This window comes from Novipirellula sp. (assembly GCF_041583735.1).
In the GTDB taxonomy this organism is placed as follows: domain Bacteria; phylum Planctomycetota; class Planctomycetia; order Pirellulales; family Pirellulaceae; genus Novipirellula.
In genome coordinates, this window is record NZ_JBFHFD010000159.1 from 1 (window position 1) to 14,848 (window position 14,848).

Annotated in this window: 13 protein-coding genes; 4 read left to right on the plus strand and 9 right to left on the minus strand. The window is 56.4% G+C overall.

All coding sequences use genetic code 11. The features are described from left to right. The coding region (locus ABX962_RS13895; protein ID WP_372720361.1) for a beta strand repeat-containing protein at positions 1 to 2,039 on the minus strand (2,039 nt) is incomplete at its 3' end. A gap of 728 nt (positions 2,040 to 2,767) precedes the next feature. On the opposite strand from ABX962_RS13895, the gene ABX962_RS13900 reads away from it, so the two are divergent. Beyond that, positions 2,768 to 3,100: a hypothetical protein gene (locus tag ABX962_RS13900; RefSeq protein WP_372720363.1), complete on the plus strand. Its 333-nt coding sequence runs from the start codon at positions 2,768 to 2,770 to the stop codon at positions 3,098 to 3,100. A gap of 103 nt (positions 3,101 to 3,203) precedes the next feature. On the opposite strand, the gene ABX962_RS13905 is transcribed toward ABX962_RS13900, so the two are convergent. The 7 genes from ABX962_RS13905 to ABX962_RS13935 all read right to left on the minus strand — a co-directional run bounded on the left by ABX962_RS13905 (position 3,204) and on the right by ABX962_RS13935 (position 9,856). Further along, positions 3,204 to 3,575, minus strand: coding sequence for a cupin domain-containing protein (locus tag ABX962_RS13905; RefSeq protein WP_372720365.1), 372 nt, complete (start codon positions 3,573 to 3,575; stop codon positions 3,204 to 3,206). Continuing rightward, the gene (locus ABX962_RS13910; protein ID WP_372720367.1) at positions 3,572 to 3,844 is read right to left on the minus strand and encodes an RNA-binding S4 domain-containing protein; all 273 of its coding nucleotides are present in this window, start codon (positions 3,842 to 3,844) and stop codon (positions 3,572 to 3,574) included. The genes ABX962_RS13905 and ABX962_RS13910 overlap by 4 nt, the downstream gene beginning before the upstream one ends. After that, on the minus strand, positions 3,844 to 4,923 hold the full coding sequence (locus tag ABX962_RS13915; RefSeq protein ID WP_372720369.1) for an endonuclease/exonuclease/phosphatase family protein: 1,080 nt from the start codon (positions 4,921 to 4,923) through the stop codon (positions 3,844 to 3,846). Before ABX962_RS13915 ends, ABX962_RS13910 begins: the two co-directional genes overlap by 1 nt. A 3-nt stretch (positions 4,924 to 4,926) precedes the next feature. Continuing rightward, complete coding sequence (locus ABX962_RS13920; protein ID WP_372720371.1) at positions 4,927 to 6,036, minus strand: acyl-CoA desaturase; 1,110 nt, start codon at positions 6,034 to 6,036, stop codon at positions 4,927 to 4,929. A 303-nt stretch (positions 6,037 to 6,339) separates the two neighbouring features. Continuing rightward, on the minus strand, positions 6,340 to 6,561 hold the full coding sequence (locus ABX962_RS13925) for a small basic protein (RefSeq protein ID WP_339946549.1): 222 nt from the start codon (positions 6,559 to 6,561) through the stop codon (positions 6,340 to 6,342). Between the two features lie 251 nt (positions 6,562 to 6,812). Then, positions 6,813 to 8,087 carry a hypothetical protein gene (locus tag ABX962_RS13930; RefSeq protein WP_372720384.1) on the minus strand — a complete coding sequence of 425 codons (1,275 nt, stop codon included), beginning with the start codon at positions 8,085 to 8,087 and terminating at the stop codon, positions 6,813 to 6,815. 338 nt (positions 8,088 to 8,425) lie between these two features. Continuing rightward, a complete protein-coding gene (locus tag ABX962_RS13935) occupies positions 8,426 to 9,856 on the minus strand; it encodes a hypothetical protein (protein ID WP_372720374.1) in 1,431 nt (476 codons plus the stop codon). Positions 9,857 to 10,097: 241 nt separating this feature from the next. On the opposite strand from ABX962_RS13935, the gene ABX962_RS13940 reads away from it, so the two are divergent. The 3 genes from ABX962_RS13940 to ABX962_RS13950 all read left to right on the plus strand — a co-directional run bounded on the left by ABX962_RS13940 (position 10,098) and on the right by ABX962_RS13950 (position 13,334). After that, the gene (locus ABX962_RS13940) at positions 10,098 to 10,994 is read left to right on the plus strand and encodes a hypothetical protein (RefSeq protein ID WP_372720376.1); all 897 of its coding nucleotides are present in this window, start codon (positions 10,098 to 10,100) and stop codon (positions 10,992 to 10,994) included. Between the two features lie 3 nt (positions 10,995 to 10,997). Next, positions 10,998 to 12,224 (plus strand): purple acid phosphatase family protein, encoded by a 1,227-nt coding sequence (locus tag ABX962_RS13945; protein WP_372720378.1) that lies wholly within the window; start codon positions 10,998 to 11,000, stop codon positions 12,222 to 12,224. 258 nt (positions 12,225 to 12,482) lie between these two features. Continuing rightward, a complete protein-coding gene (locus ABX962_RS13950) occupies positions 12,483 to 13,334 on the plus strand; it encodes a hypothetical protein (protein ID WP_372720380.1) in 852 nt (283 codons plus the stop codon). Positions 13,335 to 13,510: 176 nt separating this feature from the next. On the opposite strand, the gene ABX962_RS13955 is transcribed toward ABX962_RS13950, so the two are convergent. After that, the coding region (locus ABX962_RS13955; protein ID WP_372720382.1) for a DHH family phosphoesterase at positions 13,511 to 14,848 on the minus strand (1,338 nt) is incomplete at its 5' end.

The following is a 14,848-nucleotide window of genomic DNA, read 5'->3' on the forward strand; positions in this document are numbered from 1 at the left end:
GAGGCGTCTTCGATTCCGCCGCCAGCTCGAATAGCTGTATTTCCGGTGATGCTCGCGTCTGTAATCGAGATCATCCCATCGGTGGCATTAAAAATCCCGCCGCCACTACCGCTAACGCCATCGGCGACGTTGTTGCTGATCACCGTCTCAGTGCCGGTAATGATGAGCGTGCCGCCGTTATTAAAGATCCCACCGCCCCCATCGTCGGCGGCGTCACCCGATGCGGTGTTTCCATCAATCGTGGTGCCATCGATTGTCATCGTTCCGCTGCCGTTCCACAGCCCGCCTCCTTCGAGTCCCGCGGAGTTCCCTGAGATTGTGCCGCCTGAAATTGTGATATCGGCGGCGCCTGTTACGTGCAGCCCACCACCATTGCCGGGGTTCGCCGCGGCGCTGTTGCTGCTCAATGTCACGCCCGTCAAATCGATTCCACCGTCGGCCCCCGAGGCGTCTTCGATCCCACCGCCGGCGCGGTTGGCAGTGTTTCCGGTGATGCTCGCGTCTGTAATCGAGATCGTCCCATCGGTGGCATTAAAAATCCCGCCACCACTGCCGCTGACGCCATCGGCCACGTTGTTGCTGATAATCGTCTCAGTGCCGGTGATGATGAGCGTGCCACCGTTATTAAAGATCCCGCCGCCGCCATCGTCCGCGGCGTCACCCGATGCGGTGTTGCCATCAATCGTGGTGCCGTCGATCGTCATCGTTCCGCTACCATTCCACAGCCCGCCTCCTTCGGCCGCCGCAGTGTTTCCCGATATCGTGCCGCCGCTGATCGAGACATCACCGGCCCCCGACACATGCAGTCCGCCGCCGTTGCCGGGGTTGGCGAACCCATCAGGACCCACCAAGTTGTTCGTCAGCGTGATGTTGGATAGAAGGAGCGTGCCCTCAATCATTTCGATGCCACCGCCTGCGCGATGCGTCGCGTTTTGCTCGATCAAAGTACCAGTGATGGTCACTTCGCCGTTGACACTTAGTAGACCACCCCCACTGCCGCTGGTTCCGTCCGCAAAATTCTGTTCGATCGAGCCACCGGTGATCAACATCGTTCCGCCATCATTGAAGATGCCGCCACCACCCTGATCGGCATCATTGCCACTGGCCGAATTCAATTGGACTGTCACATTGGATAGCGTTAACGTTCCGCTGGCGCTGTTCCAAAGGCCACCCCCTTCGGCCGCGGCGGTGTTGCCCGTAACGGTTCCCCCACTAATCGAGACATCGCCATCCCCACTGATGTGAAGTCCGCCGCCATTACCAGGGTTTGCTACGGCGCCGTTGTCGACACCCGCACTGTTGTTGCTAAGTGTGATTCCGCTTAGAGCAACGCTTCCATTCAACCCCGAGGCGTCTTCGATTCCACCGCCGGCTCGGTTGGCAACGTTTCCCGAAATCGTTGAGTTCGCAATTGCGAGTACGCCACCGTTTGCATTAAAAATCGCCCCGCCACTGCCAGCGACTCCCGACGCTGTGTTTCCACTGAGGATGGAATTGGCAATGTTCAGGGTTCCGCCATCGTTGAAGATTCCGCCGCCCCCTTCGCTTGCCGCGTCACCGGTCGCGGTGTTGCCCGACAACGTCACCGAATCGAGAGAGAGTGATTGACCGGCGGCAACATAAATCGCTCCGCCGACGGCCGCGGTCCCGTTAAGCAACGTCAATCCTTGGATGAATACCTCGTTGCTGATTGCGGGGTCCGCGTTCGCATCAATCGAGAAAATTTGTGACGCGTTATCACCACTGATCGTGATCTCGGTGGCGTCCACCAACGAAATCGCTAGCGAATCGGTAATCGACAATTTGCTGCCGAGCGTGATGGTCGACAAACCTGGAATGAATGAAATTGAATCGATGATTCCCGGCCCTGCGTCACCTGCGGTCGTATCGGAGTTGATGACCGCGTTTGCGTTGGCCGCTTGAATCGCCTCTCGCAAACTCAACACGCCGTCCTCTGCCACCACATCACTTGCCGTGCTAACGATGTAGCTTGCCAGTACACGACGGTCTTCGAGCCGCTCTGCTAACAGTCGTCGCATCCGAGATCGTTTTGCCGTGGGATTTGCTTTTCGCTTTCGGCCAGTTTTGTCTTGGTTGCGTGAGGGAAAAGGAAGCAGGCCGGAGGATGGAAAGCCAAGCATGATGATCTCCAGAAGTGGGGGCGTGAGTTCAGCGTGGACCGCGTGGGTTACGTCTCTATTAGAGTGGGGAAAGCCAGACGTTGCATCTCCGTTTTCAGAAGGATTGCGTTGGAATGAAAACTCGCACCGAGCGGGTTTCAGTTTGGCGGGGCTGAGGCAAACGCCATGCCATTGCAAGTCTGGCGGTATCCGTGGGGGCGGGTTGAGGAAGCGTGTCCTCACTTTGGATAGCCTCGGCCGGCGGCGAGCCTGGGCGATCTGCAATTGACGCGTGCAGGCTGCAAACAGTGAGTTTCGGATCTCACTTTGGGATTCCCGTCAGATCGTGAGAATAAATCGCCACGTTTTTGCCGCGGACCGCAGTTTGCACGGGGGAGTGAAATCGAGACGTATTTGTCATGTTGAGACGGAACGTCGGTTACTCGCCGCTCACGCGTTTTCGCGAAAATGCACAGGCTGGCTCGAAGCACGATCTGGGTTTTTCGCTATACTGCCCACGCGGAAATCGTGATCTCGCCGTAAGTGCCATGCATCGAGAGCGGCTTTTGGCGGGATCACCTGGCGATTCGTTGGCAGTCCCGATTAGCTGGACCGTCCTGTACTCATGTTCCCTGATAAGAAAATTAATGAAAGTTCGATCCCTTCTCACTCATCTCGCCAGCGGAAGTTTGCGAATTTATTCGCATCAACAAACGGTCAAGCAAGGGGGCGATTCGTCCTCCGTCGAACGCAAGTACTTGGAACTCGATGGGACTCCCGAGGCCTATCGGTTTATGGCATCGCTGCTTAACGAGATGGCGGATAACGCCGAGCGGCACGGCAAAAATGCACCCGGCCAGAACGTCTTGCTTGACCCTAAAGATGCAGACGCGATTGCGATCGACGATTACGATGCGATTTCGCTTACCTGTCGCAAGCGTCCGCCGAGCAATCAGCTCTTCTCGCTCGGAGCCGGTTGAATCGCGGTTTTAAGCCGTCTTCCTGTTTCGAGCCCAATCTTTGATTCGAGCCCAGGCTTTGTTTTGGGCCCTGTCGCATTTGTTGAATCGCGAACGCCAAGCGTCAAGCAGAATAGAACACGGCCAACCACACCGTGGGCTCGCTCGCCGAAGTCCAATCGATGCGATGTTTTTGATGCGCCGGGATCGTCACGTGATCTCCGGGGCAAAGTGTTTTTGGCAGAGTGCCGTCAGCAAAGCAAAGCTGTGCGCTGCCCTTTAGCACGATCACCCATTCGTTTTCCTCTTGGTCGTACCAGAATCCTGCGTCGCTACGCTGTCCGGTAGACACGATGCGTTCGATCCGGATCGATGGAGTCTTAACAAGGACGTCGACCAGTTCCGCAGCGAGCTTGTCGGGCAGGTCGCTAAATAAGTTTGCGGGATTGGGATTCGGCATCGATCCGCTTAGACAGGGATAGGGTCGAGGGATCAATCAAAGTCGGTTTCGTTGACAATCAAAGTCTCGTCATCAATGTCAACGACATCGCCAATGACAAGCTGTTTTCGCCGCCGTGTTTCGACTTCGCCATTCAAGCACACATCACCGGCTTGAATCAGGATCTTGGCTTCACCGCCGGTGCCGACCATGCCACGGCATTTTAGAAAGTCGTCCAGCCGGATAATGGGGCCGCGATCATTTGAGCTTGCCTCGCCAGAGGTCGCTTTTTCGGGGCCGGAAAACTCAGGGTCGATGTTGCTCATTATTTCACTTCAAACGTTGCAATCACGGGCAGGTGGTCGCTGACGTCACGTTCGTCCTCAGCGATATCCCAGTAATGGTCCCAGTGCCGCTGTGGATCGTCGGGCGTACCTTGGATGTTCAGATCGGCACGCACCTTGATCGATTGAAACACCAAATCTTTATGATTTGGATCATCTTCGATCAGTGAGCGGCTGACCAGGATGCGGTCAAAATGTTTTCCCGGAATCGAGTGCGTTCCCGTGACACGGTGATCAAGATAACGATGCAGATCAATCAAATCGTCTTGAGTGGAGGCGGTTTCCGAACCCGCAACGATCGCCAACTCACTATCGCCGCTGAGCCGGTCGGCCGGTTCCTCGCTGTTGAAATCGCCTAGCACAATCACGTTCTCACCACGCTCGATCGAATCGTGCAACCAAGCGTGCAGCAGCCTTGCTTGGCGCGCACGAATGGGGGCACCTTCGGGGCGTGAACGAAGGTGGACGTTGACGACCGAAACACGTTCAAATCGATCTCCGATCGGGAACTGAAACACGGCTATCAAATGTTTGGTGACATCATAAAACCGCTTGTCTCGCAATTGTGATTCGCTGCGATCCCGCTGAGTCTGCGATAGCAAATCGGCGGGATTGCGATACAGGATGCCGACGTCTTGTTCGGTAAAGTAGTCGTTACCTTCGACGCAGGATTCGCGATAGTCGACTGAGAATTCTCGTTTCAATGCCTGCGCCAAGTACCACAGCACGCGGCGGTTTTCGACTTCTTGGAATGCCGCGATCGTCGGGTTGGCTTGGGCGATCCGTTGGGCAACCGCGTCTCGCTTCCAGTCCCAGGCGTCGCGGTTGGGAGCCGATTTCTGACGCCCGAGTTGACTGTGATTGTCACCCGACATTTCGTCGTAGAACCATTCAAGGTTCCACGTCATCACCGACAGCGACTTCGAGTTGTCTTCGCCATGACAAGCCGATGGTGCCACGACCACCGCGCAAACAGCGGCGGCAAGCAGTGCAAACCAAGCCGAGTTCGCGGCTAGGCCAGCCAAGCTAGAAAGTTTGCTGTCCGCAGAGATTTGGCTCATGGATTAGCCAGCAGTTTGTTTCGCCTTGGTGACTGCCTTTGGCCGCACGACATCCTTGGCCAATCCCATCATTTCAAGCAACTGGATCACTCGCCACGACATGTCAAATTCGTACCAGCGGTGACCGTGAGCGGCGGATCGTGGTTCAGCATGATGGTTGTTATGCCAGCCTTCGCCGTGAGAAAATAACGCGACCAACCAATTGTTGCGGCTGTTATCGCGGGTTTCGTAATTGCGATAACCGAAGACATGGGACAGCGAGTTAACCGCCCATGTACCATGCAACACAAATACGGTGCGTACTGCGACAGCCCAAACGGCATAGCTGTAAGCGTACCGGAGTGCTTCCCCGACTTGGCCGCCACTGACCACGTATCCGACAATCCCGCCAGCACCGATGATCAACAAGGCGTGTGCGACAAAGACGAAAAACCAGCCACCGTGACGCTCGAGCTTCAAGTAAAACGGGTCTCGCAGCAGGTCGCGGACATAACGCTCGTAATGGCTCGTTCGGTCCAGCGTTTTGTGGCGGCAAACCACCCAGCCCATGTGGCCCCACAAGAAATTCACAAGCGGCGAATGAGGATCGGGTTGATGGTCACTGTGCTGATGGTGCATGCGGTGAATCGCAACCCAGCGTGACGGACTGTCTTGCAAATTGCACATGCCAAGCAGTGCAAAGGTGTGTTCAAGCCATTTCGGGCAGGTGAATCCACGATGGGTCAGTAATCGGTGGTAACCCACCGTGATCCCCAGCATTCCGAACGTGAAATGACCAAGAATCCCCAGCACCAAGCCGGACCAAGTAAACAGGTAGCTGAAACTGAAAGGTAGAAAGGCCAGCAGTGCAACCAAATGGATCACCGATAGCACGATTACGTACTGCCACAAAATCTTTAGTGGTTCGGTTTCTTCAGGGCGTGGCAATTGTTGTGGGTCAATCCCCGATGCCGGCAGAGTCGCATCGCAGATGTCACTCTCAGCAGTAGCCTGGGGCGGAATCACTTGTTTCGTCACGCTCGCGTTTTCGATGCGATCTTCGACGGCGGATGCGGTATTGGAAGCTCGCAAGATCGGGTCCGACTCGGGGGTGGGTTGTTGAGAGGGGGGCATACCGTCCATGTTTCTTCAACATTCCCATCGGGTCTAGTGTCGACGCCGAAAATCTGGATCCAAATCGATAAAAAAAGCCGACCGAGTTCACTCAATGTTACTCGATCGGCTTTGCTGTAATGCGTTAGGCAAGATGGGGCCGATGGCGTGCGCCGTGCCGCTACCCAGGTAGATGGCATTGGGCTTTTGCCGCACCACGCAACCGAAGTAGAAGAAAACCCAGGAAACTGCGGAAGAGGTCGCCGAAGTGAGGAGAGGAGCCGCCCCCAATCGCGATTGCGGGGGCAGCAGCGAAACCCGCTACTACTTCTTCTTCTTCGCGTCCTTGGCGTCGTCTTCCTTCTTCACTTTCTTCTTTCTCTTCAGCGAAACTTTAGGAACGCGCACTTTCGCCATGCCAACGATGTTGGCTTCAGGGTCAAAACGGTCCAGTTCAGTCAGGCGAGCGATACGCTCAGCCCGAGTCAACACGTTTCGCGACTTGATAGCCCCGGCTTGCACCTTAAGGCTGCGATCCATGGTCATATTACGGCTCAGTCGGTCAAATTCGAGAGAGGGATACAATTGAACGTTTAGGGGCCTCGCAAAATAGCGGCTTTGGAGATTTTTGACAAGTTGACTTCTCGTTTTCCTGTCAAAATCCATAAAACGCCTGCGAAATGGCCCCTGCCAGCGACATTTCTGATCAAGTCGGAACGGCGGACTGCCCAAGGTGGGGGGCGTGGCGAAGCTCGCCCGTCGTTTCGCCCCCTGTCGTTTCGGCCTGCGAACGCCCGTTACAGCGAGCTGGTCTCTTTTTTGTCGGCAAATTCGGGCTTCGTCTGCCGCAGGATCGCCAAAATTTCGGATCGCATCGTTGGTGTCAAATGGGCAAACTCAGGATCATCCACCTTATTTTCTAAGATCGCGGTTAGTCGATCGATGATCTTGCTGCGAACTTCCTTTGGCAACCCGTCAAAGGCATCCGAGTAAATCAGGTAGCTGCAAGGATAGCGGAACAGTCGCGTGTTCAGATCGAGGTCTCGTAGCGATCGACCCTTCGCGTCGCGAATCCCTCGCGCCGTAAACTCCTCGGCAAAGCCACTTGTTCCCTGCACAGGCGACGTCAACGCAAACTCGTCGCACATCAACAGGTGATCGACCACGCGATCGGCCGAAGAGGCGATTCTTCGCTGCGCACTTTCGCTCAAGTAATCGGGGGCTCGCTCGAGAAACTCGTTCATCTGATACGATTGGTGGATCGCTTCGCGAGTTTCATAGTTCGCTGCGGCAATGGCGTTGTGCATTTGTGTTTGATGCTCGAGCACCATCAGTGCCACCAAGTCGCTGTGCGGCGACAGATAGGGTGTAGTCGACACGATACCTTCAAGCGACTCGCGATTGGCCCCCGCTTCTCGGTCGCCGTCGGTGTCGTCTTCTTCATACGTGATGTTGCCCATGTGCCGCATCTCGCCATGGGTTCCTGTCACATACCACCCGCCCCAACGCTCCTCGAACGGACTCGTTTGGTCGGTATTGTAGGTGCCGCTACCGAGAATCGGTTGCCCTCCCGAATCCGCAAAAACGCTGCGGACAAGGTAGCCTGGCACGTTTTGAGTCCGGCTTGATGCGTGGCACGTCAAACATTGGCCCCGGTCGCGAACGAATTTCGGAGCGGCGTCCTCCGATTGGCTCAACGTGTAAAACATCGCTCCCTGCTTGGCATCGGTCGCGGCAAATTCGATCACGTCGCCCCGTTGGCACCAACCAACATAAACGTCGTCGTTAAAGTACAACGCGCGTGGCCGATGGGGGCTGATCCGGCGAAGTTGCAGACTCGTTTTGGAAAACACCAGCGTCTGCGAGCTGACCGGTACATCAAGGGCCTCAAGCACCGATTTCAAATAGCCATGCTGTGGGTCGTAGCTCAAGCGGACTTCGCCAGCTTCCACCTCGGCAGCAAGCTTCGAGACAGGATCGTTTGTCGCTGCGGTCATGTAGTTGATTGGCGGACCCTCAAACGAATCTCGTTGAGCACTCGCGGTCGCACAGCACAGAAAGCTGGTCATCATTGCCAATATCCCATACGGGACGCGGCGCGATGGGGTGCGGAATGGATCCTGAATAAGCACGTTCATGAGGTCCTCGACGATTGACCAAGGCGGGCACGATGCAGGCGTGTATCGTCTGCTGTGTTGGGGGCAATGGCGGTATGGATCCGTGTTCTGATCCAGCGGGCATTTCTCGGGGTACGAAACGCTACACCAACCCCCTGCTAAACTATATCGGCCTAATCTGTACGTCAAGGTGTATGTTTTGCGGAGGGCGGCTGTTGTGCGGGCATTGAGGCGTCGTCGTGCTTGGCTGCGACGATTTTTCATGCCGCCTACTTGCCGGCTTGGGCTTCATCTCATGGCACTCGCGTTGCCGTAAACTCGACTCGATATGCTCGGTTCGGGTCGCAGTCACGAGGGTTGGGGACCAGGATGAAATCGTCAGTGATCACGGGGGTAAGCTCATCGCCAACGATGAGTTGGATCTGGTGGATGCGATGAGGCAGCAGTTCAACGATCGGCCGCCACCCCCGCTGAGCTCCGTTGGTATTGATCGGCTTAAAAGAATCTTCCCCACGATTCGGTGTGATCACCAGCGTATAGCGGTCGCCTTCGATCGTCAGTTTTTGGTCGTACGCTTTGGGTTGTGCTTCCATCTGTGCCTGCCACGCCGGGTCACCGTAAAACGCCACGACATCGCGGTCCCAAAGCAATCCGGCACCATCGTGTGCGGTCAAGCCAAGCGATTTTCCGTGCGAGTTTGGCGTGGTGCTGACCCGTGGTCGTGATCCCACTTGGAGCTTGGCGTCGACAATGTCGTCAAAACAGGTGTCTAGACGATGAATCAGAGCGTGGTGGTTCGCATGGAATGCCTCGGCCAATGTGTAGCGACCGGGTTGTTCGACAAAGTAATCCAGTAGTCCCCAGCCGCCATAGCCATACCAGGTCACGACGGTGTAGCCGACCATTTGGTGAACGCCTAGGTTGTTCATCCACGCCAATGCCATTGCATCGGGGCCGTCAATGTCACCCATCAAGCAGTTTCCCACCGCTAAATAGACTTTGGGATTATCGGATTGAATTTCAAAGCGTTCGCCATCGGTGGTGACGCCAAACATTTTGCCCGCTTTGGATTGAAACGTTCCGTTGCGATAGCGGAATCCAATCTGCCAGTCACGCTGAGTGGCATGGCCGGACGTCACAAACAAATCGGCGGTGTCATCGCTTAGTGACTTGGCCAACGCGTGCGTCGTGTCCGCAGGCCCTTGCTGTTGCTCGGCCGTTTCCCCGTTTGCTTTACTGACTTTTTTGGATTTCACCAGTTCATCAAACCAGACGCCTGAACTGCACATCTCTAATGCGACCTCGGTGCCGGCGGCGACATGCGAAACGGTCAGTGGTTCACGCTGCTCGGCTGTCCGCAATGCTCCGGCGGCGTCGTATCCCGTCACGATGCCCCACTGGGTGTCGGTGTAGGGATCGGAATCAAGTTGCCGCGTCATTTGATGGACCGCGGCGACGAAGTCGCGATTGGCTTGCTGCGGCGTCGCGACAAAACAGCTGTACCGCGGATGTTGGCTTCGTAGCGTTTCGAGGCACTCTTGCACATCTAGGTCCCAAAGCAACACATCGGCATCCGCGTGTTTTTGCCGGAGTGCTTCAACCACGCGTTGCCACGGAGCGTCCTGGTTTGTTTTGCGATTGATCACAATCGTGTAGTCGCTCGCAACCGCAACCGAGCCAAGGGCGAAGGCGAAGAGCAAGCTGAGGTGAACAACCGTTTTCATGGAAATGTCTGGGGGGAAAGCGAGCAGTAAAAAGGGGCGGAGAGTCCAGTGGTGACGGCTCCGGCACGGACGCTGTGGTGATGTATTATGGTACCGTGTTGCCGAGCAATCGGCATGATAACGCATGGGGCCGAAAAATTTCCGAATAAAAAACAGGGTAGCCAGTGTGGGTCGAGGATCTCGCCGAAGCGATCAACCGTGGAGCCAATTTGCTCAATCATTCGATAGGGGAAATCGCTAGATGAAAGGTTTCTATCGATGGCTCATTCTTGTCTTGCTGTTGCAGTGCTTTGGGGTGGTGGGGCGTTATTGCTGGGCGACCAATGAAACCGAAAGCGACGTTTACGGTTTGCTTTATTTCGATTGGGGGTGGTCCGAGGCGTTTGCCCAGCATGTCGATGACTTCGGCGCATTGTCTTGTGGTGCGGCAGCGGTGTTGGTGCTCCTGACCGCATCGGCGTCGCTTCCGCTGGAAGGAGCCTGGGCTGCCAACGGGAAGAGCGGGGGAACATCGCGTGGTTGGTTTCGGCCGTTTGTGTTCCGTGTCTCGTTGGCGTGGATTTTCGTGTGGATGTTCTTGCTCGCCCTGATTTTTATGATTCGGGGGGATCGGTTTTCAGAGCTCTCGCTGGGCGAGCATGCGGTGCGATATGGTTTGCCCTTGGCATTGTTGACGTTTTCGTTTTCGCAGACGCGTTCCGCTGGGGTGTGGATGCTACGTGTAGCGGCGGCAGCCACCTTCATCGTGCACGGATACAAGGCGATGCAGTTGTACGGTCCCTTTACCGATCTGATCCTGATCTCGGACGCATCATGGTTGGAACTGCAGATTGAGCAAGTGACCGCCGAGCGAGCGTTATGGGCGATCGGGTTGGTCGATATCGTTGCCGGGATTGTGTTGTTGACGTTTCGCTGGGGGGCTGTGCCGGTCTATATGGGGTGCTGGGGTGTGATCACGGCGCTAAGCCGGATGACCGCATTCGGGGGCGATGCGTGGCCGGAAACACTGATCCGCGCAGCAAATGGGGGTGTGCCATTCGCATTGGTTTTGGCTGCGGTTGTGCTCACGCCCTGTGGCAAGTTGATGTACAATCAGGCTCCCTCCCCTTCCCCACCTCCCTCCGAACAATGCGTCTAGTTCATGAAACCAAGTTCATCGTTTGCTTCGTTTTGTTTCGTCAGTTCTCTCGCCCTGTTTTGCTTCGCTACCAAGCAAAGTCTTTATGCGGACGCATCCCTGGTGGGAACCAAGCCGGCGCATTGGCGAGTGACATGGCGGTCGGATCCGGCCACATCGGCAACCGTTTCCTGGAGCACTGCCGAACGAGGTGCGCAGCACAGCGTGCGTTACCGGGTTAAAGGCAGTGATCGTGACGAAGGCTTCGTGGCGGCAATAAGCGGGCGGTTCACGGGCGGCCACGCCGAGCTGTATTATCACCACGCTGAATTGACGGGGCTAAAGCCGGCGACTCGTTACGAAGTGCAGATGATTAGCGATGACGAAATGTCGCCGGTCTTTTACTTCTTGACCGCGCCAGAGAACGATCGGCCTTTTTCGTTGCTCAATGGAGGCGATTCTCGAAGCGATCAGAAAGAACGACGCAAGGTGAACCAGATGATCGCCAAAATGGTGGGGCAATCGTTTGCAAATGACGATCCGGCCGATGATATCTTGGCATTGGTTCACGGCGGAGACTACATCGTTAGCGGGCCTGACGTCGCTCAATGGTCGGAGTGGTTGTCCGATCATGAGTTGACCGTGACCGATGACAATCGGTTGCTTCCCGTGATTCCAGCGCGAGGCAATCACGATTCGGGGAAACCGTTTAACGAGGTCTTTGGGTTTCCCGAGGATGATAAGAATTACTACGCCATTAACATTACGCCTGCCGCTCGTTTGATCACGCTGAATACGGAAACCAGTACTGCGGGCAGTCAAGCGAAATGGTTGCGGCGTGAATTGGCATCGTCGCGTCCTGCGCATCGCTGGGTGGTCGCCCAGTATCACCGACCTGCCTTTCCTGCCGTCAAAACGCCAAGCACAGCTCTTCAAAGTTGGGTGCCACTGTTCGAGCAATACAACGTGGACCTCGTGTGCGAAGCCGACGGCCACAATATCAAGCGGACGGTTCCCATCCGGAATGGAAAACACGACGAGAGTGGCATCGTCTATATCGGCGAAGGCGGTTTGGGGGTCGGCCAGCGAACTCCGAAGACCGAGCGATGGTTTTTGCAGTCGCCCGGGATGGCGGACCAGGGCAGTCATGTCTTTGTGTTAACCTTTGCCGAAGACGCGATTTTCGGAAAGTGCGTCTTGCTTGGCGGGGACGTTCGCGACACGTTCCGTCGTCCCGTACGCGGTAAATAACGTCGCGGGACCAGAAGTGGCGTTGCTCGCCGCCCGGTCACATCGCTCGGATGTGGGGCGATCGGCGGTGCGGCCGCAGTTCGGCCCGTGATCGCGGGCAAAAACTATCGCTTTTTTTAAGCTTTCTTGAAACGACCGAAACCTTCGGCGGTTTGGCTGGTTACATGTCTAGTCGCTGGCCTTGTGGTATCGGTTCAGCCGCCTTTGAAAAACAAATCAACAAGAGATACTCCTCTTACTCGTTCTGGGAACTTTCGAATGAAAATGAGACACGTTGCGTTTTGCTTGGTAGCGGTCGCGCTGTCGGCATTGATGGTGGGTGAGTCGTTGGCGCAAGAGGGCGGCCGGCGTGGCGGCGGTCGCGGTGGACCTGGCGGCGGTGGCCCTGGCGGGGCTGGTGGCGGAGATCCAACATTCGGTTTGTTGATGATCGAAAAGGTGCGTGAAGAAATTGAATTGATGCCCGACCAAGTCGAGGCGCTCAAGAAGGTTCGCGAAGATGGCGGTGAGCGTGGACAACGTCCCGACTTCGATTTCCGTGAAGCAAGCGAAGAGGAACGCGCTGAATTCTTCAAGAAGATGCAGGAAGAGCGTAAGGAACGCAGCGCGAAATTGCGTGAACAGCTTGAGGAGGTCCTGCTGCCAGGGCAGCTTTCGCGTCTGAAAGAGATCTCGATCCAGGTTCAAGGCGTCGCAGCTCTTGGCAACGAAGACGTTCAAAAAGAGTTGAAGATCACCGACGCACAGAAGAAGGAATTGGAAGAGGCTCGCGAGAAGATCCAAACCGAAATGCGTGAGAAAATGCGAGAGCTGATGGCTTCGGGCGACCGCGACAAAATGCGTGAAGCTTTCGGTAAGGTTCGCGAAGATGTTGAAACTCAAGTGTTGGCAGTGCTGACATCCGACCAGAAAGCAGCCTTCGAGAAGATGAAGGGTGAGAAATTTGAGATGCCCGAAGGTGTGCAAGGCGGAATGCGGGGTGGGGCTCGCGGTGGCGCACAAGGTGGTGATGGTGGACGTGGCGGTTTCGGTCGTGGTGGAGACCGTGGTGGACGCGGTGGAGACCGTGGGGGCCGTGGCGAACGGTCCACTGACGATTCCGAGAACTGATTTTTAAACGCGTGGCGGGTCGATTGTGATCTGCTGTGCGTTGGGAAAACGTAAGCTTCGGCTGCCGGCGAAGCGCTCCGTCGCGCCGATAGGGGCAGGCTCTGAGACATCAGGGTCTGCCCCGCTTTCGTTTAGTAGCGAGGCTGCCCTTCGCCGCTGAAGGCGAGCGCGGGAAGCTAGGCGTCCGCCACACTGCCGGCATTTGATCGCTGCGTCGTGTCATCGCGGCGGTCGCTCGGCCGCCAATCGACGAGATGGATTTCCACTTTTCGGAAACCGCGGAATTCGTTGATCACCGGCCGGTAAGCAATTTCGATCGGTCCCTTGCACTCGTTCAGTGCGTCGCACCAATCGCCGGCGCTAAAGGCAACGCCGCGGATCGTTTTTACGCCTTGTCGCAGCTTGACGCTCAGGTGGCGATCGCCGCCTCCCATTCGGCGGGCCGGTTCGTCCAGTTCGATGTTGCCGCAAAACAGCGTCGGACGTGGGTTTCCGGCGCCAAACGGGGCAAGCGTTTCAATCTGTTTGACCGTTTCCAGGTTCAGTTGCCCGAACGATGCCTCTGCATCGATCACGATCTCGGGCACAATGTCTCGCTCGGACCATTGACGGGCAACCGCTTCGCAGAAATCGCCGCGAAACGCATCGATTTGGTCTTCTTCGATCGTCAGCCCCGCAGCCGCTTTGTGGCCGCCAAATTTGACCAGTCGCTCGCTGCAATCGCTGAGCGCTTCGTGAAGATCGATCCCGGTGCCGCCAACACGCCCCGAGCCGACTGCTTGCGTCTTTCCTGTCGCGTCGAGCGAGAGGATCAACACGGGTTTGGCGTGTTTTTCCGCCAAGCGGCCTGCAACGACGCCGATCACGCCCGGGTGCCAGCCGACTCCGCCCAGTACGAGTGCCGCGTCCGCTTCGACATCAAAATCTTCTTTGGCTTGCTTTTGGGCAGCTAGATAAACGCTTCGCTGTAACGTGTCGCGATCGTTGTTGAGTTGATGGATGTATTCGGCAAGTGCCTCGGCTCTTTCTCCCCCCGGCGTCGTGAGTAGCTCGACTGCGAGTTGGGCTTGGCCGAGTCGTCCGGCCGCGTTTAATCGCGGTGCAATTGTAAATGCGATGCTGTCGGATGTGACCGAGGACGCTTGGTCGACCTTGGTGATCTTCATCAATTCCGCGAGTCCGGGCAGCGGTTGGGCGCGAAGCGTTTTTAGCCCGTGTTCAACCAGCACGCGGTTTTCGTCCAGCAGCGGAACCACGTCCGCGACGGTCCCGATCGCGGCCAATGCAATCGATTGCATCAAATAGCGACGCATCGGGTCGGTTACCTTTTCGCTGCCCGCAACCTGTTGGCAGATGGCCCAGGCCAGTTTGAATGCGACGCCGGCGCCACACAGTTCACCAAAGGGATAGTTTGTGCCGGGAAGTCGTGGGTGAACGACCGCGTCCGCGCGTGGTAGTTCGCCATCAATGGTGTGATGGTCGGTGATGATCAGCTTGACGCCGAGTTCGCGGCA